The organism is Epibacterium ulvae (genome assembly GCF_018678075.1).
Classification (GTDB): domain Bacteria; phylum Pseudomonadota; class Alphaproteobacteria; order Rhodobacterales; family Rhodobacteraceae; genus Epibacterium; species Epibacterium ulvae_A.
Genome location: NZ_JAHHIR010000098.1, coordinates 1 through 19,786, shown reverse-complemented (window position 1 = coordinate 19,786; position 19,786 = coordinate 1). Strand labels below are relative to the sequence as shown.

Annotated in this window: 22 protein-coding genes, 1 tRNA gene and 2 pseudogenes; 17 read left to right on the top strand and 8 right to left on the bottom strand. The window is 56.4% G+C overall.

What is annotated here, in order from left to right:
* Positions 1-75: 75 nt before the first annotated feature.
* A complete protein-coding gene (locus tag KMP13_RS20870) occupies positions 76-201 on the top strand; it encodes a hypothetical protein (protein ID WP_285895574.1) in 126 nt (41 codons plus the stop codon).
* A gap of 210 nt (positions 202-411) precedes the next feature.
* A complete protein-coding gene (locus KMP13_RS19345; protein WP_215267663.1) occupies positions 412-906 on the top strand; it encodes a hypothetical protein in 495 nt (164 codons plus the stop codon).
* Between the two features lie 385 nt (positions 907-1,291).
* On the opposite strand, the gene KMP13_RS19340 is transcribed toward KMP13_RS19345, so the two are convergent.
* Positions 1,292-2,359: a GlxA family transcriptional regulator gene (locus KMP13_RS19340; RefSeq protein WP_215267661.1), complete on the bottom strand. Its 1,068-nt coding sequence runs from the start codon at positions 2,357-2,359 to the stop codon at positions 1,292-1,294.
* A gap of 303 nt (positions 2,360-2,662) precedes the next feature.
* On the opposite strand from KMP13_RS19340, the gene KMP13_RS19335 reads away from it, so the two are divergent.
* Positions 2,663-3,565 carry a DMT family transporter gene (locus KMP13_RS19335; RefSeq protein WP_215267660.1) on the top strand — a complete coding sequence of 301 codons (903 nt, stop codon included), beginning with the start codon at positions 2,663-2,665 and terminating at the stop codon, positions 3,563-3,565.
* A 7-nt stretch (positions 3,566-3,572) separates the two neighbouring features.
* Here KMP13_RS19335 and KMP13_RS19330 read toward each other — a convergent pair whose 3' ends face one another.
* Together KMP13_RS19330 and KMP13_RS19325 are read right to left on the bottom strand one after the other, a co-directional pair.
* Positions 3,573-4,283, bottom strand: coding sequence for an NUDIX hydrolase (locus tag KMP13_RS19330; protein WP_215267658.1), 711 nt, complete (start codon positions 4,281-4,283; stop codon positions 3,573-3,575).
* A gap of 62 nt (positions 4,284-4,345) precedes the next feature.
* Positions 4,346-4,777, bottom strand: coding sequence for a DUF983 domain-containing protein (locus KMP13_RS19325; RefSeq protein ID WP_215267656.1), 432 nt, complete (start codon positions 4,775-4,777; stop codon positions 4,346-4,348).
* Positions 4,778-4,959: 182 nt separating this feature from the next.
* Here KMP13_RS19325 and KMP13_RS19320 point away from each other — a divergent pair, with 182 nt between their 5' ends.
* The 4 genes from KMP13_RS19320 to KMP13_RS19305 all read left to right on the top strand — a co-directional run bounded on the left by KMP13_RS19320 (position 4,960) and on the right by KMP13_RS19305 (position 6,955).
* Positions 4,960-5,436, top strand: coding sequence for an EF-hand domain-containing protein (locus tag KMP13_RS19320; RefSeq protein ID WP_215267655.1), 477 nt, complete (start codon positions 4,960-4,962; stop codon positions 5,434-5,436).
* Positions 5,437-5,500: 64 nt separating this feature from the next.
* Positions 5,501-6,079 (top strand): RNA polymerase sigma factor, encoded by a 579-nt coding sequence (locus KMP13_RS19315; RefSeq protein WP_215267654.1) that lies wholly within the window; start codon positions 5,501-5,503, stop codon positions 6,077-6,079.
* On the top strand, positions 6,072-6,452 hold the full coding sequence (locus KMP13_RS19310) for a hypothetical protein (protein WP_215267653.1): 381 nt from the start codon (positions 6,072-6,074) through the stop codon (positions 6,450-6,452). Before KMP13_RS19315 ends, KMP13_RS19310 begins: the two co-directional genes overlap by 8 nt.
* Entirely contained in the window at positions 6,449-6,955 is a 507-nt protein-coding gene (locus KMP13_RS19305) for a periplasmic heavy metal sensor (protein ID WP_215267652.1), read from the top strand. The genes KMP13_RS19310 and KMP13_RS19305 overlap by 4 nt, the downstream gene beginning before the upstream one ends.
* A 79-nt stretch (positions 6,956-7,034) precedes the next feature.
* Here KMP13_RS19305 and KMP13_RS19300 read toward each other — a convergent pair whose 3' ends face one another.
* A complete protein-coding gene (locus KMP13_RS19300; RefSeq protein WP_215267651.1) occupies positions 7,035-8,435 on the bottom strand; it encodes a diguanylate cyclase domain-containing protein in 1,401 nt (466 codons plus the stop codon).
* Positions 8,436-8,528: 93 nt separating this feature from the next.
* Between KMP13_RS19300 and KMP13_RS19295 the strand changes: the two genes are divergently transcribed.
* From KMP13_RS19295 to KMP13_RS19280, 4 genes are all read left to right on the top strand, one after another.
* Positions 8,529-8,813 (top strand): DUF3572 domain-containing protein, encoded by a 285-nt coding sequence (locus KMP13_RS19295; protein WP_215267649.1) that lies wholly within the window; start codon positions 8,529-8,531, stop codon positions 8,811-8,813.
* Between the two features lie 45 nt (positions 8,814-8,858).
* On the top strand, positions 8,859-9,554 hold the full coding sequence (locus KMP13_RS19290; protein WP_215267648.1) for an HAD family hydrolase: 696 nt from the start codon (positions 8,859-8,861) through the stop codon (positions 9,552-9,554).
* 212 nt (positions 9,555-9,766) lie between these two features.
* Positions 9,767-10,354, top strand: coding sequence for a heme NO-binding domain-containing protein (locus tag KMP13_RS19285; RefSeq protein WP_215267646.1), 588 nt, complete (start codon positions 9,767-9,769; stop codon positions 10,352-10,354).
* Positions 10,351-11,340, top strand: coding sequence for a GGDEF domain-containing protein (locus KMP13_RS19280; protein WP_215267645.1), 990 nt, complete (start codon positions 10,351-10,353; stop codon positions 11,338-11,340). Before KMP13_RS19285 ends, KMP13_RS19280 begins: the two co-directional genes overlap by 4 nt.
* 278 nt (positions 11,341-11,618) lie before the next feature.
* On the opposite strand, the gene KMP13_RS19275 is transcribed toward KMP13_RS19280, so the two are convergent.
* Positions 11,619-11,693, bottom strand: a tRNA-Glu gene (locus KMP13_RS19275).
* A 144-nt stretch (positions 11,694-11,837) separates the two neighbouring features.
* Positions 11,838-12,607 (bottom strand): annotated as a pseudogene (locus KMP13_RS19270) (IS5 family transposase).
* A 258-nt stretch (positions 12,608-12,865) separates the two neighbouring features.
* On the opposite strand from KMP13_RS19270, the gene KMP13_RS19265 reads away from it, so the two are divergent.
* The 6 genes from KMP13_RS19265 to KMP13_RS19240 all read left to right on the top strand — a co-directional run bounded on the left by KMP13_RS19265 (position 12,866) and on the right by KMP13_RS19240 (position 18,890).
* Positions 12,866-13,531: a helix-turn-helix domain-containing protein gene (locus tag KMP13_RS19265; RefSeq protein WP_251363962.1), complete on the top strand. Its 666-nt coding sequence runs from the start codon at positions 12,866-12,868 to the stop codon at positions 13,529-13,531.
* Positions 13,532-13,704: 173 nt separating this feature from the next.
* On the top strand, positions 13,705-14,595 hold the full coding sequence (locus tag KMP13_RS19260; protein ID WP_215267643.1) for a class II glutamine amidotransferase: 891 nt from the start codon (positions 13,705-13,707) through the stop codon (positions 14,593-14,595).
* Positions 14,596-14,599: 4 nt separating this feature from the next.
* The gene (locus tag KMP13_RS19255) at positions 14,600-15,286 is read left to right on the top strand and encodes a protein GlxC (protein WP_215267641.1); all 687 of its coding nucleotides are present in this window, start codon (positions 14,600-14,602) and stop codon (positions 15,284-15,286) included.
* A 10-nt stretch (positions 15,287-15,296) separates the two neighbouring features.
* Entirely contained in the window at positions 15,297-16,622 is a 1,326-nt protein-coding gene (locus tag KMP13_RS19250) for an FMN-binding glutamate synthase family protein (RefSeq protein ID WP_215267639.1), read from the top strand.
* 69 nt (positions 16,623-16,691) lie between these two features.
* Positions 16,692-18,011 carry a type III glutamate--ammonia ligase gene (gene glnT, locus KMP13_RS19245; protein WP_215267637.1) on the top strand — a complete coding sequence of 440 codons (1,320 nt, stop codon included), beginning with the start codon at positions 16,692-16,694 and terminating at the stop codon, positions 18,009-18,011.
* 180 nt (positions 18,012-18,191) lie between these two features.
* Complete coding sequence (locus tag KMP13_RS19240) at positions 18,192-18,890, top strand: FadR/GntR family transcriptional regulator (RefSeq protein WP_215267665.1); 699 nt, start codon at positions 18,192-18,194, stop codon at positions 18,888-18,890.
* A 34-nt stretch (positions 18,891-18,924) separates the two neighbouring features.
* Here the strand turns inward: KMP13_RS19240 and KMP13_RS19235 are convergent, their stop codons facing one another.
* Both KMP13_RS19235 and KMP13_RS21120 read right to left on the bottom strand, forming a co-directional pair.
* Positions 18,925-19,230, bottom strand: a complete 306-nt coding sequence (locus KMP13_RS19235; RefSeq protein ID WP_215267635.1) for a hypothetical protein — start codon at positions 19,228-19,230, stop codon at positions 18,925-18,927.
* Positions 19,231-19,643: 413 nt separating this feature from the next.
* Positions 19,644-19,786, bottom strand: a pseudogene (locus tag KMP13_RS21120) (IS110 family transposase); the annotation flags it as partial.

The following is a 19,786-nucleotide window of genomic DNA, read 5'->3' as shown; positions in this document are numbered from 1 at the left end:
ATGATCTGATCGCCAGCACAGAACCGTTGCCTGCTTAATCGCAAGCGTTCGAGGTCCCGCAGGGAGGTGGTTCCGATGATGCCGTGGTCAGGACTGTCGCTGACATCCGTCAAGCACGCCTATGAGATGGGCACATCGGAATTACATCGAACCAGCATCCTGTTGGCAGCCGTCGCGCTGACCACGAACCGAAGCATGTAGCCAAAGGACCTCAGTCAAAGGCTGTGAGAGAAAGCAGCGCGGACGCGACGAACTAAAAGCACCGCTCCGGCGGATCAGTTTGTTTGCGTGGAATCTCTTGACAGAAGTGCTCCCGTTACCGAAGGCCTGAACCGAGGATCCTCCCCTCTAGACAAAGAAAAAAAAGTTCATAATATCGCAAACAGGCGATTATTGATTTGGAGATTAAACTTGAAGAAAATTATTTCATGGTGCGTAGGGTTCATCCTTACAGCAAGTGTAGCTCATGCCGATATGTCGATCGAATTGGGGGGGGGCTGGAATGGCAAACGTGTGCCTAAAGGGCAGCAATGTACACTCTTTGGTGGAAATGGTTCTACGCCCCCAATGAAAATTGTTAATCTGCCAAGCGGAACAACTTGGGTGCATGTCGAGTATAACGACCGCGATTACCGACCACTCTCAAAAAACGGCGGCCATGGCGTTATAGGATATCCGGTAAAAGGATCATCCGCTGACATTTATTCGGTACCAGGATTGGTTGGGAAACTGCCGGGCAACGCCAAGGTGATTTCGGCATCAAGAACCGGTGGAAAATACGCATCAGACGGCTACTTGCCGCCTTGCTCCGGAGGAGGTTGGAACCGTTACTCTGCTATGGTGAAAGCAATTTCATCCACCGGCGAAGTTTTAGAAGCGCAACGGGTTAAACTCGGGCGATATTGACGTTCTGACCCGAGCATTCTCATTTGGGAGACCGCCTTGCGCTCTCGTGTGGTGTGTCAGAGCTGAATAACGGTTTGGGCTGTTATGCTAGGGACTTTCTTAGGTTTGGCTGTGCGCTCAAAGTACTACTTGACCGCATAGCCAATTTCTTTTGTTTCGGTAGATGACCCGCATGTAACCGTGACATGCTCGGAGGCTGGTCTTGTGTCTTACGAAAATACAAGCCAGATCCTGAACCTTCGTGGCTGGGCAGGTGGCGTATACCAGCGGGTCGCGCTTTGGTTGCTCATACGCGAAAACGGTGATGCCTGGGGGATAAGCAACACAACGTGCTCCTCGCCAAAGTCGAGGCGTAGCCAGGTCCACCGGTTTAGGCGACAATTCTTTAGTGGCGTGTCGCCGAAGAGCGGGATGCGAATTTTGCCAGGCTGTGGGGTAGCAGTCGGCTGCCTGCGGTGCCTTGGCCTTGCGGGTGATCCTGACGCAGCTCACGGGCAGAGACACCATGCGCGGTGCGAAACGCGCGGGAAAAGCTGGACTGCGATGTAAACCCGGTGGCTTCGGCCACTTCCATCAACGGCAGGCTGGTATCTGTGACCAGACGGCGGGCCTCGGACAGACGCAGCTGCAGGTAGTGGTCCTGGGGGGTAGTGTTCAGGCGCAGGCGGAACTGTTGTTGCAGGGTGCGGGCACTGGTGCCGAGGATCTCTGCCATCATCGCAAGCGGCATCGGGGTCGCCAGGGTTTCTTCCATCAGGGCGTGGGCCTGGTCGGTCAGCGCGGTGTCGCGGGCGCTGCCAGAGGGGAGCGCCACAACTGAGCTGTCGTCGTGGGCCGGAGTATCCACGGATTTTGGCGCCACAAAGAGATCCGCCATGCGACCGGCAAATCCGGCCCCCATCCGTGCGTTGATCACATGCAACATCAGGTCCACCGCCGCGGTGCCACCGCTGGCTGTCATCCGCCCCGGGGACGTAGTGAATGGATCTGTGCAGAATTCGATGTCGGGGAAACGGCGAGTGAAGCTTTCTTGTGCATCCCAGTGACAGGTTGCGGGGTGGCCATCCAGCAGACCCGCTTCGGCCATCAACCAGGATCCGCCGTCGATGCCGATCAGGGTCGCGCCCGTCTCTGCGATGCGGCGCAATCCTGACAGCAGGCTGGGCGTGGCGTGGCGTGCCAGTTGAAACCCGGCCAGCACGAGCAGCGCGTCACAGCCGTCGAGACGCGCCAACGGAAAGCTGGGCACCGTCAGCCCGCTGGACAGCATCGGCACCTCATCCATTGCGCTGACATAGTCCCAGTCAAACAGCGGACGTCCCGCCAATCGGTTGGCGGCGCGCATCGGATCCACGGTGGCGGCGAATGACAGTGTGTTGGTCTCGTCCAAAACCAATACGGCCGTTTTTAGCGCCTGTGCTTCGGGTTGCAGGATGTTTTGTGCGGATTTCATCAAGTCGATTCGCTTTGTGATAAGTCTTTCCACAAGGCTGAGCGAAGGGCGAAAAACCCGCAAATCGGTTTCCGGGGACAAGGCTGGGGATAACTTGTGGCACAACACGGTACATGGCGAGGAGAAGATTTTGACGCTGAAATCGGGACAAAACGCAGCTTTTTGGCTCCGGTGCGGGACTCGTGCGTTGCGGTAAAATAGACGGAAAATACGCCCAGGGATGCAGTCGGAAGACAGCTTTCAATTGTACTGAACGTATGAATTTCGTGGAGGCGCACGGGTGAACCTGCCATAAGCGGCGACATGTATTTATGGATCTTCATCGCGCTTGCGGCCGCCAGTTTTCAGACCATCCGCTTTATGCTGCAAAAGGTGCTGGCCTCAGTCACCTTGTCTGCTGCTGGGGCGACGTTTTCCCGGTTTTTCTATTCCATGCCGTTTATTCTAGCGGGGCTTGGTGCCTATTTCTGGCACAGCAGTGAACCGCTGCCGACGCTGGATGCGCGGTTCTGGATGTTTGCCACCATTGGCGCGGTGTCGCAGATCACGGCCACGATTTGTGTGGTGGCTTTGTTCAAACAGCGCAATTTCGCCGTGGGAATCACGTTCAAAAAGACCGAGGTTATTCAGACCGCCATTGTTGGTTTGGTTGTTTTGGGGGATCAAATCGGTCTGGGGGGATGGGCTGCGATCCTGTTAGGCTTGGTCGCTGTTCTAATCCTGTCGAAACCCGGTGGCAGCAGTGGGGCCTGGTATATGCATCTGACCAATCGGGCGGCAAAGCTGGGGATTGGATCCGGTATCTTGTTTGCATTCTCAGCCGTCAGCTATCGGGGTGCGTCCTTGCAGATGGCCGAGTTGGAGCCGATCTTGCGGGCTGGCGTTACGTTGGGCGCCGTTGTGACATTGCAAACAGTGATCATGGCAGTCTGGCTGCTGCTGCGGGATCCGCAAGAAATCACCCGGGTCTGGCACGCACGCCGGGTTGCGGTTTGGGTTGGTTTGACCAGCATGGGCGGATCTTTTTGCTGGTTCTGGGCCTTCACCCTGCAAAACGCGGCCTACGTCAAAGCGGTGGGGCAGGTGGAGCTTTTGCTGTCGCTCCTCGCCTCGATCCTGTTCTTCAAAGAAACCGTCACCCGGCGTGAGCTTGTCGGGATGGCGTTTCTGGGCCTGTCGATCTTGGTGCTGGTGCTGACGATCTAACGCGCGTTTAGCCCAGCGGCGATGCACCGTTGAGGTGCAGGAACAGGCTTTCCTCATCGTTGTTTTGAAAGAACGGCACAGATGTGATCGGTGCGAGGTTTGGCAATCGCGCTGCGACCTCGGCCAGAACCACCTGGGTGATGAAGGGCAAGTCAAAGCTGCGCGCGTGGCTCAACGGGACCCATTGCAGGTTGGACAGCTCATCCGAAGCGTGCGTGAAATCATCCAGATCGCTTGTGATCTGCGCGGCATCGACCAGAAAGAAACGCGCATCAAATCGGCGCGGGCGGCCCACCGGAGTAATGGCGCGGAACACAAATTCCAAGGCGCTGGCATCGGGGCGGTGCCCAGTTGTAGCAAACGCGGCCCAGTCGGCGGGTGGGTCATTCCACACCGCGGATTGCCCCAGGGCAAGTCCCGTTTCTTCCCAAAGCTCACGAATTGCTGCGCAGACCAAAGCGTCGCGCAAATGTTCGGGTGCATGATCTGTCAGAAAATCTGCGACATGGGGCGAAATGGGTGCTGCAAGAGGAACCGAGGCATCATCCGGGTCGACCGCGCCGCCGGGAAAGACAAATTTGCTGGGCATAAACGCAGCTTTGGCCCCGCGCTGGCCCATCAGGACGCTGGGGGATGCGCTGTCTTTGTCGCGCAAAACAATAACGCTCGATGCATTGCGTATTGCGGTTTTATCCACCTGAACGGGCGTTGCGGTCATGTGTGTTCCAGCCTGTCGCAGCCGGCGCGGTGCGCGCAGGCCTGGCGCCTACAAAATGCAGGTTAGTCCGCTTTGTCAAACCCATACATGCCGCGCGCCCATTGATAGGCGATCACCATCCCCTTCATGCGGGGCAGCAGGTAGAGCGACGCCAGCAAACATCCCAGGCTGAAGACCGTGAACGTCACCACCGGCGCCGGTTGCCATTTGAAATAGACAATATGCAACAGCGGAGCCATCAAATGGCCCACCAACAAAATGGTGAGATAGGCGGGACCGTCATCTGCGCGGGCTTTGGACAGGTCCAGATTGCAAGTGCTGCAGGTGTCATTGACCTTGAGATAGGAATGCAGAGCCTTCCCCTCGCCACAGCGGGGGCAACGGCAGCGCCAGCCCTTGAGCAATGCGGGGCGGGTAGGGCGCGCATCAGCGTCATTTTGCAGGGTCAATGGGACGTCAGCCTCGGTCGGGGTCTGGGCAACACTGTCGGTCATATCACTATCCTATACGTTCATCGCAAATGTGGGATTAACGTGGTCGAAGTAAAGCCATAGCGGACCGCTTGCGTCCGCATGTCGCAACTTTTTTCAGCACGATGCGACGGAAAGCCGGGCCTCGAGCGTTTCTCTTGTGCATCAGGCAGCAAGGTGCTGCTACTGCCAAAGGAGAGTAAAGAATGAAACATCTGACATTCATTGCATTGGTTATTGCAGGCGCAAGCGTTATCGGAGCAGGTGCTGCGATGGCCAAATCCTCAGGGCATCACGGACCGCGTATGAGCTTTGAGGAAATGGACACCAATGGTGACGGCGAAATCAGCAAGGCAGAATTGGAAAGCGTGCGTGCACGCCATTTCTCCGCAGCGGACACCAATGGTGATGGTGCGCTTTCTATGGAAGAAATGACCGCCCGCGCCTCGAAACGTGCAGACGTACGTGCAGAGCGGATGATCAAAGAACATGACGCCAATGGCGACGGTGTACTGAGCGCCGAAGAGCTGCCCAAACCCCGCGATATGGAAAAACGCTTCTCCCGCTTGGATGCGGATGAGAGCGGTGGTATCTCGAAAGAAGAGTTCGATGCCGCCCGCAAGGCCCATCGCGGCGGTAAAGGGAAGAAGATGTGGAAACAAGAACAGCAGGATCAAAACTGAACCCAGTTGCGTGCTGTATAATCCGCAACAACCCTCTCGGGGTGCCCCTGTTGTGGGGGCACCTATGAGTGACGTGGAGGGGCTGTCCGACGATGCGCTTCTGGTGCTGTTTGGAAACGGTGATCGCGCTGCGGCGGTGAGGCTGACCCAACGTTTTGCGCCGCGCGCCTTGGGGGTTGCTATGCGTATGTTGGGCAACCGGGCCGAGGCCGAAGATATCACGCAGGATGCGATGATGCGGCTGTGGCGTATGGCACCTGACTGGCAACCCGGTCAGGCGCAGGTGTCTACCTGGCTGTTTCGGGTGGTGACCAACCTTTGCATTGACCTGAAACGTCGCCAACGTGGCGGAACTTTGGATCTGGACGCGATCCCCGAACCCGCAGATAAGACGTGCGGTGCGATGGACCATCTGCAGGACAAAGCACGACGCGATGCCTTGCAAGAGGCACTGATGCACCTGCCAGTGCGTCAAAGACAGGCGGTGGTGCTGCGCCACATCGAGGAATTGTCCAATCCTGAGATCGCAGAGATTATGGACATAGGCGTGGAGGCGGTCGAAAGTCTGACCGCACGCGCAAAACGTGGCTTGGCCAATGCTTTGGCCAGTCGAAAGGAAGAATTGGGGTATACCGATGGTTGAACAGGACAAAGCACTGAAAGAGCTGGACGCGCTGTTTCAAACTGCGCGTGCTGACCAGCCGGAGTTATCCGATGGTCTGATGGCAGCGATACTGGATGACGCGGCGCGGGTACAAGACACGTTTCGCCCGGCCAGCATGGGAAGTGCCGCGCTGAACCAACCGAGCATCTGGAGCCGTTTCTTTGCAACGCTCGGTGGCGGACTTGGGGTCGGCGGACTGGTGACCGCAGGACTGGCGGGCATCTGGGTAGGTGTCGCACCGCCGTCGTTTCTGCCGGACCCAGTGGATCTGGCGGCGGCGTCATCGAGCCTTGAAAGTGATCCTTTTGACGGGTTTGACCTAAGCGAATTGATGAGCGAGGACCTGCAATGAGCCAGGACAATGGAAAGCCAAACATGAACTCCAAAGGACCACGCTGGGTGCGGATCCTTTTGGTGATGTCACTGGCGCTCAACCTTGCGGTCATCGGTATGCTGGCCGGAACGGCCTATCGGGTCAAAGACCGCTGGGCCGGTAAGCCACCGCCACCACCATCGCTGTCGGTGACCCTGTACCGGGCGCTGGATCGCGAAACGCGGCATACCTTGATGCAAAGCGCGGCAGGGGATCATCCCAACATTCGCGCGTTGCGTGAAGCGGACCGTAAGGCCTTGTTTGCGACCTTGCAAGCAGATCCGTTTGAGGTCGAGGCGGTTGCGCGTGTTCTGGAAGGGCAGGCTCAGCGGCAATATCAGTTCCGCGAAAAACTGCGCCAATCCTGGCTCGATCAAGTTGCCGGCATGAGCGAAGAGGAGCGCGCCAAACTGCTGGAACGCTTGCGGCGTGATCCGCGCGGGCACTTTAAAGGCAAGGACCGCCAAAAAGGGTCGAATTGATTGGTTGAGACAACAGAACTGGGTTCAGGAAAAAGGCTGCTATGGGCGGCCTTTTTTGTGGGTTCGTATCAGGGTGCGTTTAAGCCGCGACCGGGCTCTGCTTGCTCACTCGGACCCGATTGCGACCAGAGTTCTTGGCGGCATACAGCGCTTGGTCGGCTTTGGTGATCAGCTCAGCTGCGTCCAGGTTGCGCAGTTGCGGGCTGCTTCCAATGACGGCACCGATGCTGATGGTCATCTTGATCGGCTTGTCCACGCCCGCCGCAAAGAAGGGGCGTTCATTGATCGCCGCGCAAAAGGCTGCCGCGGATTTTGCCGCATCGCTGGCGCTTTTGCCGGGGAGAACAAACAGAAACTCTTCGCCGCCAATGCGCGCAAGCAGCTCATCCGGTTGCACCAGCGCCTTCAGGCGGGCGGCGGTTTCGATCAGCACTGCGTCTCCGACCGGGTGCCCATACAGGTCATTGATCCGTTTGAAGTGATCGAGATCCGCAACCATCAAAGCAAAGCTTTCGCCGGTCTCACGGGCATTCTGTAGAACACGGTCGAGATAGGGCATTGCGTAACGGCGGTTGTGCAGACCTGTCATCATGTCCGAGGAGGCCGCTTTCAGCTCATTGCGGATGTTTGCGCGCAATTGGTCATCCTGCAGTTTCTGCATCAGTTGTGCACGCAGCCGCATCGCCAGTTCGGCCGCATCAAATCCTGATTGCAACACATCATGGGCGCCGCGATCCAGAGCTTCGGCGGCAATCTCTGGCGTGTCATTGTCAGGCAAGGCGACGATGATGGATTGCCGCGTCGCTGCGCGCGCCCGTAAGTCGGCCACCAGACGCAGCCCCATTCCGGCGGTTTCAGCGTTCAATTCGATAACAATCGCATCGGGCACCGGTTTTGACATCAGGCCGCGAATGTCAGTCAGATCATGGCACCGCAGGCCAAATGGCGCTTGATGCTCGAGTTGCTTTTTCCAGTTGCGGCCCAGGATCTTGGACTGGGTGACAAGGGCGACCGTTGCGTCGCGGATCACATGATCCATTTGCTCATCCACACGACAGTGTGCCATCGCACCGGCTGCATCGCGTTGCAGGCACAGCTCTTCCTTGGCGCTGCGTGCGCGTAGAAGGCTGCGAATTCGGGCTTGTAGCACCAGATTGTCGACCGGGTGGCACACCACATCCTCAACTCCAGCGGCAAGAGCATCAAGACGCGACTGAGAACATCCCAGTGTATCAAGCGCGATCACCGGAACATTGCGCAACCGTTCTTCGCGCGTTGTGGCGGTTTTTATGTCGCCGGCAGAGCCTTCCGGTAGCGATAGGGCGGTGATGATCAGATCGGGTGTACATGTGCGCAACTTGCGATGCATGTCGTGCAGGTCAGTTGCTTGAACGACGTCAAAGAAGGCTTCGGCCAGCTGCACCTTGAGCGCAATCCGATTGGTAGAAACGCCATCTATGACAAGGATGGTTCCCTGCACCTGATTTCCCTTCAACGCTTGCAATTTCGTTGTGCTGAGTTTTTATGAGACTGGTTAACAAACCCTTTCATCTCTATTTAAAACTGAAGACATATGCAGATTTCCGCTCATGCCGCCGAAACCCTTGCTCTAAAAGCCCTTGGATGGCTGGTGGGGCAGGACGAACTTTTACCTGTATTCCTAGGCGCTTCGGGCGCAAGCGAAAGCGATTTACGCGCCCGTGCTCAGGACGTTGAGTTTCTGGCCTCGGTTCTGGATTTTTTGCTGATGGATGATGCTTGGGTCATGCAGTTCTGTGATGCATCCGGTGTCGGCTATGAATTGCCGATGCAGGCGCGGGCTCATTTGCCGGGTGGTGCGCAAATCAACTGGACTTGATAGGGTCCGCGCAAATGGCCGACTTTTTGCCTGATCGGAGCACATATGTCATTTGACGCAATTCTATTCGACAAAGACGGTACCCTGTTTGACTTTGGGGCGACTTGGAACAGCTGGTGCGAAGGCGTCATCAGGACGCTCGCAGACGGCGGTGCAGACCTGGCACAGGCTCTCGCCGATGCGATTGAATTTGATTTGGAAAAATCGCAGTTTCTGCCGACAAGCCTTGCCATTGCAGGCACAAATTCCGAGGTTGCAGCGGCGTTTTTGCCGCATTTGCCGAGGCGCAATCAGGGGGAGCTTGAGGGTTTTCTAGCCCGTGAATCGGCAACCGCGCCACTGGTTGAGGCAACGCCCCTGGCACCCTTGATGGATGATTTGCGCGCTCAAGGCATAAAGCTTGGTGTGATGACCAATGATGCTGAGGTTTCGGCCCTGTATCAGCTCGATCAGGCTGGGGTGAAAGACCGATTTGATTTTATTGCAGGATATGACAGCGGCTATGGCGCAAAGCCGGATCCGGACCCGCTGTGGGCGTTCTGCAATGCCGTGGATGTCGACCCGGTTCGGGCCGTGATGGTTGGGGACAGTTTACATGATTTGCACGCGGGTCGAGCGGCGGGGATGGCGACGATTGGCGTGCTGACCGGAACTGCCACACGGTTCGATCTGTCCGAGCACGCCGATGTTGTTCTGGCAGACATTAGCGGCATTCCAAAATGGATGGCGCAAAGTCGCTAAACATTCCCCTTGTTTAGTAGGCATGGTTCGAATGATTTGAGAGTGTATTGGTGGGATTTCGAGTTTTCTAGTAGCAATTTGCCTTTCTCTTGCCGCAGTTTCGGCGCGTTCGGGAGATTAGTTGGGACAAAATGCGTCGGATACACGTACATTTGGCGTTTTTTAACACAAGCCGGTCAATAGTGGGCCAAATAGCAGCAAGGGGCCAAGCAATGCATGGTCTGATCAACAGAGCAATTCAGGCGTTTGTCACCGACACATATGGTGCAGATCGCTGGAAATCCGTGATGGATTTAGCCGGACTCGGTTTTGTCGAGTTCGAGGCGATGTTGATGTACCCGGATGATCAATCGTTCAAGGTCCTTGCCGCGATGGAAACTGTTTTGGACCGCCCTCTGGCCGAAATGTTGGAGGACATGGGCACATTTCTTGTGTCCAATCCGCAGGCCGAAGCTTTGCGGCGGCTGTTGCGCTTTGGTGGCGTGGACTATGTGGAATTCTTGTATTCGCTGGATGATTTACCGGATCGCGCACGGCTGGCGGTCGCTGATCTTCACTTGCCTACGTTGGAGTTGATCGAACAGGCACCGGGTCAATTCGAACTGATCTGCGCGCAAGGCCTGCCAGGCTATTCCAACGTTATGATGGGTATTCTGCGCGCTATGGCGGACGATTATGGGGACTTGGTGATTTTGGATCATGCAGGGATCCGCGATGATGCGGATATCATTTCAATTACCCATGTTGAATCGCAGTTCGCCGAAGGGCGGTCCTTTAGCCTAGGGGCGCATAGTTTATGATGACCCCACAACAGCTTTCCGAGTTTGCTGATCAAATCTGTCCGATGCATGTGATCTTTGATGCGTCGGGCCGGATTACATCTGCTGGGCCGACGCTGCGCAAGCTGCGCCCTGACTATGACTGGGTCGGCCAGGATTTCTTTGACATCATTGCAGTGTCGCGACCGCGCTGGGTGCGCAGTGTTGACGATATGTTGCGATCGGCAGGCGTGAAGCTGCATATGAATTTTGCCAGCGACCCGCAAACGGGCCTCAAAGGTGTATTGGCGCCTCTGCCTGCGGGTGGCGGTTTTCTGAACATGTCTTTTGGCATCTCCGTTTTGGAGGCGGTGCGCGACTATGACCTGACCAGTGCAGACTTTTCGCCAACCGACCTTACTATCGAAATGCTCTATCTGGTTGAAGCCAAATCCGCTGCGATGGAAGCGTCCCGCCAGTTGAATATGCGTTTGCAGGGTGCAAAAATTGCCGCTGAAGAGCAGGCGTTTACCGATACGCTGACGGGTTTGAAGAACCGTCGCGCCTTGGATCACGTGCTGTCGCGCATGATCGACTCGGGCAAGGAGTTCGCCCTGATGCATGTAGACCTGGACTACTTTAAACAGGTCAACGACACGATGGGGCATGCCGCTGGTGACGCGGTCTTGCAACGTGTGGCGCAGGTGCTGATTGATTGTACCCGCGAGGTTGATACGGCCGTCAGGGTTGGTGGAGACGAATTCATCCTCTTGCTTGATGGGCTGACGGACGCCGAAACTTTGGAGCGGATCGCAAACCGCCTTATTGAATGTTTGGAAGAGCCAGTTCCCTTTGAGGGAAAACTGTGCCGGATTTCCGCCAGTGCAGGGACGTCGTTGGCAAAAGAGGCCAAGCCTCGTGATGCGACCACGCTTATTCATCAGGCGGATTTGGCCCTGTATGCGGCTAAAAATGCCGGCCGTGGTCAGCATCTGTTTTATCAGCCGAACATGGAAATGATGGGGTGATTACCGCTATGGTTCGGTCGTTGCCCGCCCTGACCGCTGGCAATGCAAGTTCCTGACACCATCAGCACTGGGCGCGCAGTTTATTGCCTGCGATCAGTTGCGCACGCCTGAAGTGTAGTGACCGGACACGAGAGTTAGCGGCTTGGTTGAGGTTTTCTTGCGATGAGGCCCGTTGTCGTTTACACGGCCACGCGTCAAAAATTGAAACGTTTACGCTTAGCGCAGCGGATATCACGACATCCTATTGTGTGATGATAACGCAAATTTGCTTGGTTAAATGGTAGCCCGTAGGGGAATCGAACCCCTCTTTCCAGGTTGAAAACCTGGCGTCCTAACCGATAGACGAACGGGCCACACTGTGCGTGAGGGGTGTTTAATCACTCCTCCATTTGGGTGCAAGAGGAAAATGTCAAAAAAGCTCGATGATCGTTATTCTGTTGTTAAGTGACTGAAAGGCGCAAAAAAAGTGCTTGTGGAAACGCGTGGTCAGCCTAGGGTTAGGCCAGGATACATAACCAGAATATGACGGTTTCTGCGAGTGCGCGTACAGACAGGAAAACCTTTGGACAGCTGTCGTAACGGGTTGCTACGCACCGCCAGTCTTTCAACCGGCTAAACATGATCTCAATCCGGTTACGCCTTTTGTAGCGGCGCTTGTCATACTTGATTGCTTTGTCTCGTGATTTTCGGCCTGGGATGCAAGACGTGACACCCATACTCACAAGGGCTTCTCGGAACCAATCCGCATCATAGCCACGATCCTCGAGCAGCCAGTCAGCTGCAGGCTACTCACAAGCGCTCTGGCTCCGGTCCAATCGCTCATCACCTGACCAGCTGTCATAAAGAAACGAACTGGTCACCCCATCGTGTCAGTCACAGCATGCAACTTTGTATTCATGCAGCCTTTGGTGCGCCCTATCAGACGTCCACGTCCCCCTTTTTTAACCGACAAGCTGGAAGCAGTCCGGTGGGCTTTGAGGTACGTTGCGTCGATAGAAATCGTTTTGTTGTCCGGTGCTTCAGCAGCAAGCCCTTCCATGATCCGGGCAAACGCCCCTATGTCACTCCACCGTTTCCAACGATTGTAGAGCGCCTTGGCGGGGCCGTATTCATAGAGCGCATCACGTCAGCGCAAGCCATTGCGATTGATAAAGATAATGCCACCTAAGACATGTCTATTATCAACGCGCGGTACGCCGTGGCTCTTTGGAAAACAGGGCCGAAGCCGCGCCATTTGATCTTCGTTCAGCCAGTAAACATTGCTCATAAGGTCACCCAGATTGAGGGCAATGAATCACGCAGCCATCTCAGCCCCAAGTGGATTAATCGGTCCTGAGACTATGATCCGGTACTGTGTTCAAAGTGGGCGATCGCCCGCTTCCGTGAACGGGTCATCTGGTTTTGAGGCAGCGATCCAGGGCATTGCCGGTTGCGCAATCGAAGGCGAGGCCGGATAATCAGCGCGCAACAAGAACAAATGGGCAGTGGGTTTCGCGCTAAGCCTTACAACTGAGAACGAAAAGACATGACGAAAATGCGCGGTGAGCAGGTGGCTGAAACGGCTGGATCAAACACATTGACCCAAGATCCCCACGCGGTGCGGGAACGCCGTGAAAAGAACTTGGAAGTTGCCATCGGCCGCCAAGTGCGAGAGCTGCGCAAGCGCCAAAGGTTGACCGGGGCGGATTTGACCGCGATGACCGGTATTTCCCAAGGAATGCTATCCAAGATCGAAAATGGGGTGATTTCCCCCTCTCTAACCACGCTGCAAGTCCTGGCCAATGCGCTGCGTGTGCCGCTTTTACAGCTGTTTTCGGGTTTTGAGGAAACGCGCGGTGCGATGCATGTCAAAGCGGGCGAAGGGGTCGAGACAGAGCGCGCCGGCACGCGGGCCGGGCATCAGTACCAGCTGCTGGGCCATATCGGGTCCAACAATACCGGCGTTGTGATCGAGCCCTATTTAATTACCCTGTCCGACACCAGCGACCACTTTCCAACCTTCCAACATGAGGGGATGGAGATGCTCTATATGTTGGAGGGAACCGTGGGCTACAGACACGGCGATCAGATGTATCGATTGGAGCCAGGTGACACCCTGTTGTTTGACGCCGATGCCCCGCACGGCCCTGCAGAATTGATCGAATTACCGGCCAAATTCCTGTCGATCATCAGCTATCCTCAGCAAAAATAATCTTTCAACCTTATCAGATCCTCAAATATGCTTGAAAAATAAGCAATTCAGGTGGGGTTTCTTGGCGTGTGCGGGAGATTTCTTTTGTGGAAATAATATTAATTGAAAGGAAATGAAATTTCCTGCTAGCGAAGCCGTGACGACATGAGAGTCGATTAAATACGGAGAGATCTATGTGTGGCATCGTAGGGCTGTTCCTGAAAAAGGACGAGCTGCGCCCGCGTTTGGGGGACTTGCTGACGGATATGTTGATCACGATGACAGATCGTGGTCCCGACAGCGCGGGGATTGCAATTTATGGCGATACGGTTGAGGGGCTGACCAAGGTCACCATCCAGTCGGACACGCCCGAAGTTGATTTTGACGGGTTGGATACTGCGCTGAGCGACGCGCTGGATGTGCCTGTTGCATTGAAAGCCATCAGCACCCACGCGGTTCTGACGCTTCCTGAGGGCAAAGAAGCGGCTGCGATCGCGGCGCTGGAAGGAAAGGGCCTTCGGATCATGGGCTCTGGTCAGTCGATGGAGATTTTTAAAGAAGTCGGCCTGCCCAAGGATGTCGCCGAACGGTTCGCCCTGCGTGACATGGGCGGCAGTCACGGCATTGGCCACACGCGTATGGCCACAGAGTCTGCGGTGACCACGCTTGGTGCACATCCGTTCTCGACAGCTGATGACCAATGTCTGGTGCACAATGGATCCTTGTCGAACCACAACCAAATGCGCCGCAAGCTTGCCAAGAAAGGCGTCATGACCCGCACCGAAAATGACACCGAAGTGGGCGCGGCCTATATTTCATCACGCATCGCAGATGGGGCGTCGTTGGGCGAGGCATTGGAAGGCACGTTGGAGGATCTGGATGGGTTCTTCACCTTTGTAACTGGGACCAAAGATGGGTTTGGCGTCGTGCGCGACCCCGTTGCCTGCAAACCTGCCGTCATGGCCGAAACCGAAGACTATGTCGCCTTTGCCTCGGAGTATCGGGCCTTTGCCGACCTTCCGGGCATCGAGGCGGCAAAAGTCTGGGAACCCGAACCCGCAACTGTCTATTTCTGGGAGCGTTAAGGTCATGGCCAATACATTGAACATGGCAGAGCTGGAGTTGCGTGCGATCAACTCCACCCTGCAGGAAGCCGCCAAGGCGCAAGCCAATGATACGTTTGAAATCGACAATCCGCGCGGCAGCCATGCGCTGGCCTGCGGGTTGGACGGTCCGCTTTCGGTGACGATCAATGGCTCCACCGGATACTATTGCGCCGGGATGAACCAGGATGCCGCTGTCACCGTCAAAGGCTCCGCAGGCCCCGGTGTTGCGGAAAACATGATGTCGGGCGTTGTCACCATCGAAGGGGACGCCAGCCAATATGCCGGTGCAACCGGTCGTGGTGGTCTGTTGAATATCAAGGGCAATGCATCGTCGCGCTGCGGGATCTCCATGAAGGGGATCGATATCGTGGTGCATGGAAGCATCGGTCATATGTCTGCTTTCATGGGGCAAAAAGGCAATCTGGTGGTGCTGGGTGATGCGGGCGATGCGCTGGGCGACAGCCTGTATGAAGCGCGCCTGTTTGTGCGCGGCACCGTAAAATCGCTTGGCGCGGACTGCGTCGAGAAAGAGATGCGGCCCGAACATCTGGAGTTTTTGGCGGATATTCTGACCAAAGCCGAAGCCGATGCCAAACCGGAAGAGTTCAAACGCTATGGCTCTGCCCGGTCGCTTTACAACTTTGATATCGACAATGCTGACGCCTACTGAGGACTGACAGATGGATAAGACACCCAATACAACCCCGCGTCAGTCCTGGACATTTTCCAATGACGTGAACTCTGACATTCGCCGTGCTGCGGCCACAGGTATCTATGATATCCGGGGTGGAGGCGCGAAACGCCGGGTCCCGCATTTCGACGATCTGCTGTTTCTGGGCGCGTCGATGTCGCGCTACCCGCTGGAAGGGTATCGTGAGAAATGCGATACCTCGGTCACGCTGGGCACACGGTTTGCCAAGAAACCGATTGAACTGAAGATTCCGGTGACGATCGCAGGCATGTCCTTTGGCGCACTGTCTGGTCAGGCCAAGGAGGCCCTGGGACGCGGTGCAACGCTTGCTGGTACCTCGACCACCACTGGCGATGGCGGCATGACCGAAGAAGAACGCGGCCATTCTGAAAAGCTGATCTATCAATATCTTCCCAGCCGTTATGGTATGAACCCGGACGATCTGCGGCGTGCAGACGCGATCGAAATCGTGGTGGGCCAAGGTGCCAAACCCGGCGGCGGTGGCATGCTGTTGGGGCAAAAGATCACCGAACGTGTGGCCGGAATGCGCGACCTGCCGGTTGGCATCGACCAGCGCTCGGCCTGTCGTCACCCCGATTGGACCGGTCCGGATGATCTGGAGATCAAGATCCTTGAAATCCGCGAAATCACCAATTGGGAAAAGCCGATCTACATCAAAGTCGGCGGCGCGCGCCCCTATTATGACACCGCACTTGCGGTGAAGGCCGGGGCTGACGTGGTCGTCTTGGACGGCATGCAAGGCGGCACGGCGGCAACACAGGATGTCTTTATCGAACATGTTGGCCAGCCCACGCTGGCTTGTATCCGTCCGGCGGTTCAGGCGCTACAGGATCTGGGTATGCACCGTGAGGTTCAGTTGGTGGTCTCCGGCGGGATCCGCAATGGCGCAGATGTGGCCAAGGCGCTGGCGCTGGGCGCGGATGCGGTTGCAATCGGTACCGCGGCATTGGTGGCACTTGGTGACAATGATCCCAAATGGGAAGCTGAGTACCAAGAGTTGGGCACCACAGCAGGCGCCTATGACGATTGGCACGAAGGGCGCGACCCGGCCGGTATCACCACGCAGGATCCGGAGCTTGCATCACGCCTTGATCCCGTTGCCGCAGGTCGCCGTCTGCGCAACTATCTGAATGTGATGACGCTGGAATGTCAGACAATTGCCCGCGCATGCGGCAAAAGCCATGTGCATAACCTGGAACCCGAGGATCTCTGCGCCTTGACCATGGAAGCCGCAGCCATGGCGCGCGTACCCTTGGCGGGCACCGACTGGTATCCCGGCAAGCCTGGATTTTAAAAACGACATAACATTGAGGGGCGCAAATGCCCCTCACTTCCTTCAACAGGGAAACATAAGGACAAGACGATGAGCGTTCTTGCAGATTTCGCCGCGAAGACCGGCGTCAAATATTTCATGATCTCGTTTACGGATCTCTTTGGTGGACAACGCGCCAAACTGGTCCCGGCCCAAGCCATCGCCGATATGGAAGAAGATGGTGCAGGCTTTGCAGGTTTTGCGACCTGGCTGGATATGACACCGGCGCATCCCGATATGCTAGCAGTGCCGGATCCAACCACCGTGATCCAATTGCCGTGGAAACCCGAAGTTGCCTGGGTCGCTGCAAACCCGGTGATGGAGGGCGAAGACGTCGCACAAGCCCCGCGCAATGTGTTGCGCAAATTGGTGGCCGAGGCAGCCGAAAAAGGGGTGCGGGTCAAAACCGGGATCGAGGCGGAGTTCTTCCTGCTAACCCCCGAAGGCGACAAGATTTCCGACCCCGCAGATACCGCCGAAAAGCCGTGTTATGACCAACAGGCCGTTATGCGCCGCTATGATGTGATCGCCGAAGTCTGCGACTACATGCTGGAGCTGGGTTGGGGGCCGTATCAGAACGACCACGAAGACGCCAATGGCCAGTTCGAAATGAACTGGGAATTCGCTGATGCGCTGGTGACGGCGGATCGCCACTCGTTTTTCAAATTCATGGTCAAATCCGTGGCGGAAAAACACGGGCTGCGCGCGACCTTTATGCCAAAACCGATCGAAGGGCTGACGGGCAACGGCTGTCACGCGCATATCTCAGTCTGGGATCTGGACGGAGTGCAGAACGTTTTTGCCACCGACAAAGGCGAAGGGCAGACCGGCGAATTGGGCCTGTCCCAGGATGGCGCACATTTCCTCGGCGGCATCATGAAACATGCCGAAGCGCTGGCCGCGATCACCAACCCAACCGTCAACAGCTACAAACGGATCAATGCGCCGCGTACCATCTCTGGCGCAACCTGGGCGCCCAATACGGTGACCTGGACCGGCAACAACCGCACCCATATGGTGCGCGTGCCGGGACCTGGCCGGTTCGAATTACGCCTTCCGGATGGGGCCACAAACCCCTATCTCCTGCAGGCTGTCATCATCGCCGCAGGCCTCTCTGGTATGGCGAGCGACGCAGATCCCGGCCCACGCTATGACATTGATATGTATGCAGAAGGTCACACAATCACTGATGCGCCCAAGCTGCCGCTGAACCTGTTGGATGCGATCCGCTGGTTCGACAAGGATGCCGAGTTAAAGGCCAAGCTGGGCGATGAATTCTCAGCCTCCTACATGAGAATGAAGATTCAGGAGTGGAATGCCTTTGTCTCACATTTCTCTTCGTGGGAGCGGGACAATACGCTCGACATCTAATCGAAATCTTCACATAGAAACGCTCCGCTCGGACAAGAGTGGGGTGTTTTTGGCTGAATGTTTCATCTTTGCGCAGCGGCTGGTATCTTCTAGTCGCCGCGTCCAAATTGCGGGGTGCCGATGTGATAGGTTCAAGACCTGGAGAGGGCTCCTTTGAACACTAGCCAACGCCGCGCTGCCATGACTGATACCGCTGAACAAGTCTTTGGGGTGACGGTCCAATATGTGCTTGATACGCTGACCAACCGTATTGTGTCGCAGGAATATAGCACTGACGAACGGCTGCCATCAAAGCGCCAGATGGCGCAGGATCTGGGCGTTGCACGTAATACGGTGCGCGAGGCACTGGATGTGCTGGAAGAACGCGGCATGATCCGTCGTCGCGCCGGGTCCGGGTCGTTTGTGACCTATGATCCAAATGCCTCCACCGTGTCGATCGCGCCAGTCGCGGCTGAAACGGGTCCGCTGCATCTGCAGGTCGTGCGCGGCATGTTTGAACCGGAAATGGTGCGACTGGCGATTATCCATAGGTCACCGCGGCAGATCGAAGGCTTGGGCGTGACCCTGTCCAAGATGGAAGCGATGCAGACTGATGCGCTGCAGTTTGTGCGTTTGGAGGAAGAGTTTCATCGCCAGATCGCTGAGGGCACCGACAACCCGCTTTTGGTGGCCTGCTATAATCTGGTGATCGACGCCAGACGCCAATCCTTCCGATCTGCGATGTATCGCCGTCACCTGACGCCAAGCCGTATTGCGGCCTACCAACGGAGCTATAATGCCTTGTTCAACGCCATCGCCGCCCGCGACATCGAAGAGGCGAGCGCGTTCATTAAGCTCACCCTGCTCGAAGATCAAAAGCTGCTTATGCAGGAAGACTGAAGCCCGGCATCGGATTGGCTTCCAAACTTTGTTGTCAGGTCTGACCGAGGTCGGACATATGCTTGCGCAACAGGTCTTCGTGCCGATCGAGCCAGTTCAGAACCGAGCCGAATTCGACAAGCCGGGCATGCCCGTCTCTGATCTTGACCACGGGCCAATCGCCGACCAAGGCGTTGTCGATCCCAAACAAATTGGTGCCGTACCAACGCGCCGACCCAAAGGCATGTGGTATTTCCTGTCGGCGTTTCTTGGCCGCCAGAAACGTGACCGGATGGGCCGTGTCGGCCAGCTCAACCGCGTTGTGCCACAGATCAAGCACTGAGGCATATTCCCAGCTCAACGCGTTCCACTTCCCGGGAAACAGCTGATTATACGTGTCAAAAAACGCCGTGGGCCTGCGGAAGAAAAACGCGGTGTCTGCCAGCTTAGGTCCAGGCCTTCGGTAACGGGAGCACTTCTGTCAAGAGATTCCACGCAAACAAACTGATCCGCCGGAGCGGTGCTTTTAGTTCGTCGCGTCCGCGCTGCTTTCTCTCACAGCCTTTGACTGAGGTCCTTTGGATACATGCTTCGGTTCGTGGTCAGCGCGACGGCTGCCAACAGGATGCTGGTTCGATGTAATTCCGATGTGCCCATCTCATAGGCGTGCTTGACGGATGTCAGCGACAGTCCTGACCACGGCATCATCGGAACCACGTCCCTGCGGGACCTCGAAAGCTTGCGATTAAGCAGGCAACGGTTCTGTGCTGGAGATCAGATCATTTTCGGCGCTGCATCTGTTTGGAACACGGAGCCATCGCTCCAGTTTCGATGGAGAATGACAGCAATGCGGCGCGCGAGCCCGACCATCTCGATTTTGCGGCCACGCCGCCGCGCGCGCCTGGCCCCCCACGTTT

Bases quoted from the DNA above. Each gene is read 5' to 3' on its own strand.
- KMP13_RS20870 (WP_285895574.1), top strand. From the start codon at position 76: ATGATGCCGTGGTCAGGACTGTCGCTGACATCCGTCAAGCACGCCTAT.
- KMP13_RS19340 (WP_215267661.1), bottom strand. From the start codon at position 2,359: ATGAAATCCGCACAAAACATCCTGCAACCCGAAGCACAGGCGCTAAAA.
- KMP13_RS19335 (WP_215267660.1), top strand. From the start codon at position 2,663: ATGTATTTATGGATCTTCATCGCGCTTGCGGCCGCCAGTTTTCAGACC.
- KMP13_RS19330 (WP_215267658.1), bottom strand. From the start codon at position 4,283: ATGACCGCAACGCCCGTTCAGGTGGATAAAACCGCAATACGCAATGCA.
- KMP13_RS19325 (WP_215267656.1), bottom strand. From the start codon at position 4,777: ATGACCGACAGTGTTGCCCAGACCCCGACCGAGGCTGACGTCCCATTG.
- KMP13_RS19320 (WP_215267655.1), top strand. From the start codon at position 4,960: ATGAAACATCTGACATTCATTGCATTGGTTATTGCAGGCGCAAGCGTT.
- KMP13_RS19315 (WP_215267654.1), top strand. From the start codon at position 5,501: ATGAGTGACGTGGAGGGGCTGTCCGACGATGCGCTTCTGGTGCTGTTT.
- KMP13_RS19310 (WP_215267653.1), top strand. From the start codon at position 6,072: ATGGTTGAACAGGACAAAGCACTGAAAGAGCTGGACGCGCTGTTTCAA.
- KMP13_RS19305 (WP_215267652.1), top strand. From the start codon at position 6,449: ATGAGCCAGGACAATGGAAAGCCAAACATGAACTCCAAAGGACCACGC.
- KMP13_RS19295 (WP_215267649.1), top strand. From the start codon at position 8,529: ATGCAGATTTCCGCTCATGCCGCCGAAACCCTTGCTCTAAAAGCCCTT.
- KMP13_RS19290 (WP_215267648.1), top strand. From the start codon at position 8,859: ATGTCATTTGACGCAATTCTATTCGACAAAGACGGTACCCTGTTTGAC.
- KMP13_RS19285 (WP_215267646.1), top strand. From the start codon at position 9,767: ATGCATGGTCTGATCAACAGAGCAATTCAGGCGTTTGTCACCGACACA.
- KMP13_RS19280 (WP_215267645.1), top strand. From the start codon at position 10,351: ATGATGACCCCACAACAGCTTTCCGAGTTTGCTGATCAAATCTGTCCG.
- KMP13_RS19265 (WP_251363962.1), top strand. From the start codon at position 12,866: ATGACGAAAATGCGCGGTGAGCAGGTGGCTGAAACGGCTGGATCAAAC.
- KMP13_RS19260 (WP_215267643.1), top strand. From the start codon at position 13,705: ATGTGTGGCATCGTAGGGCTGTTCCTGAAAAAGGACGAGCTGCGCCCG.
- KMP13_RS19255 (WP_215267641.1), top strand. From the start codon at position 14,600: ATGGCCAATACATTGAACATGGCAGAGCTGGAGTTGCGTGCGATCAAC.
- KMP13_RS19250 (WP_215267639.1), top strand. From the start codon at position 15,297: ATGGATAAGACACCCAATACAACCCCGCGTCAGTCCTGGACATTTTCC.
- glnT (WP_215267637.1), top strand. From the start codon at position 16,692: ATGAGCGTTCTTGCAGATTTCGCCGCGAAGACCGGCGTCAAATATTTC.
- KMP13_RS19240 (WP_215267665.1), top strand. From the start codon at position 18,192: ATGACTGATACCGCTGAACAAGTCTTTGGGGTGACGGTCCAATATGTG.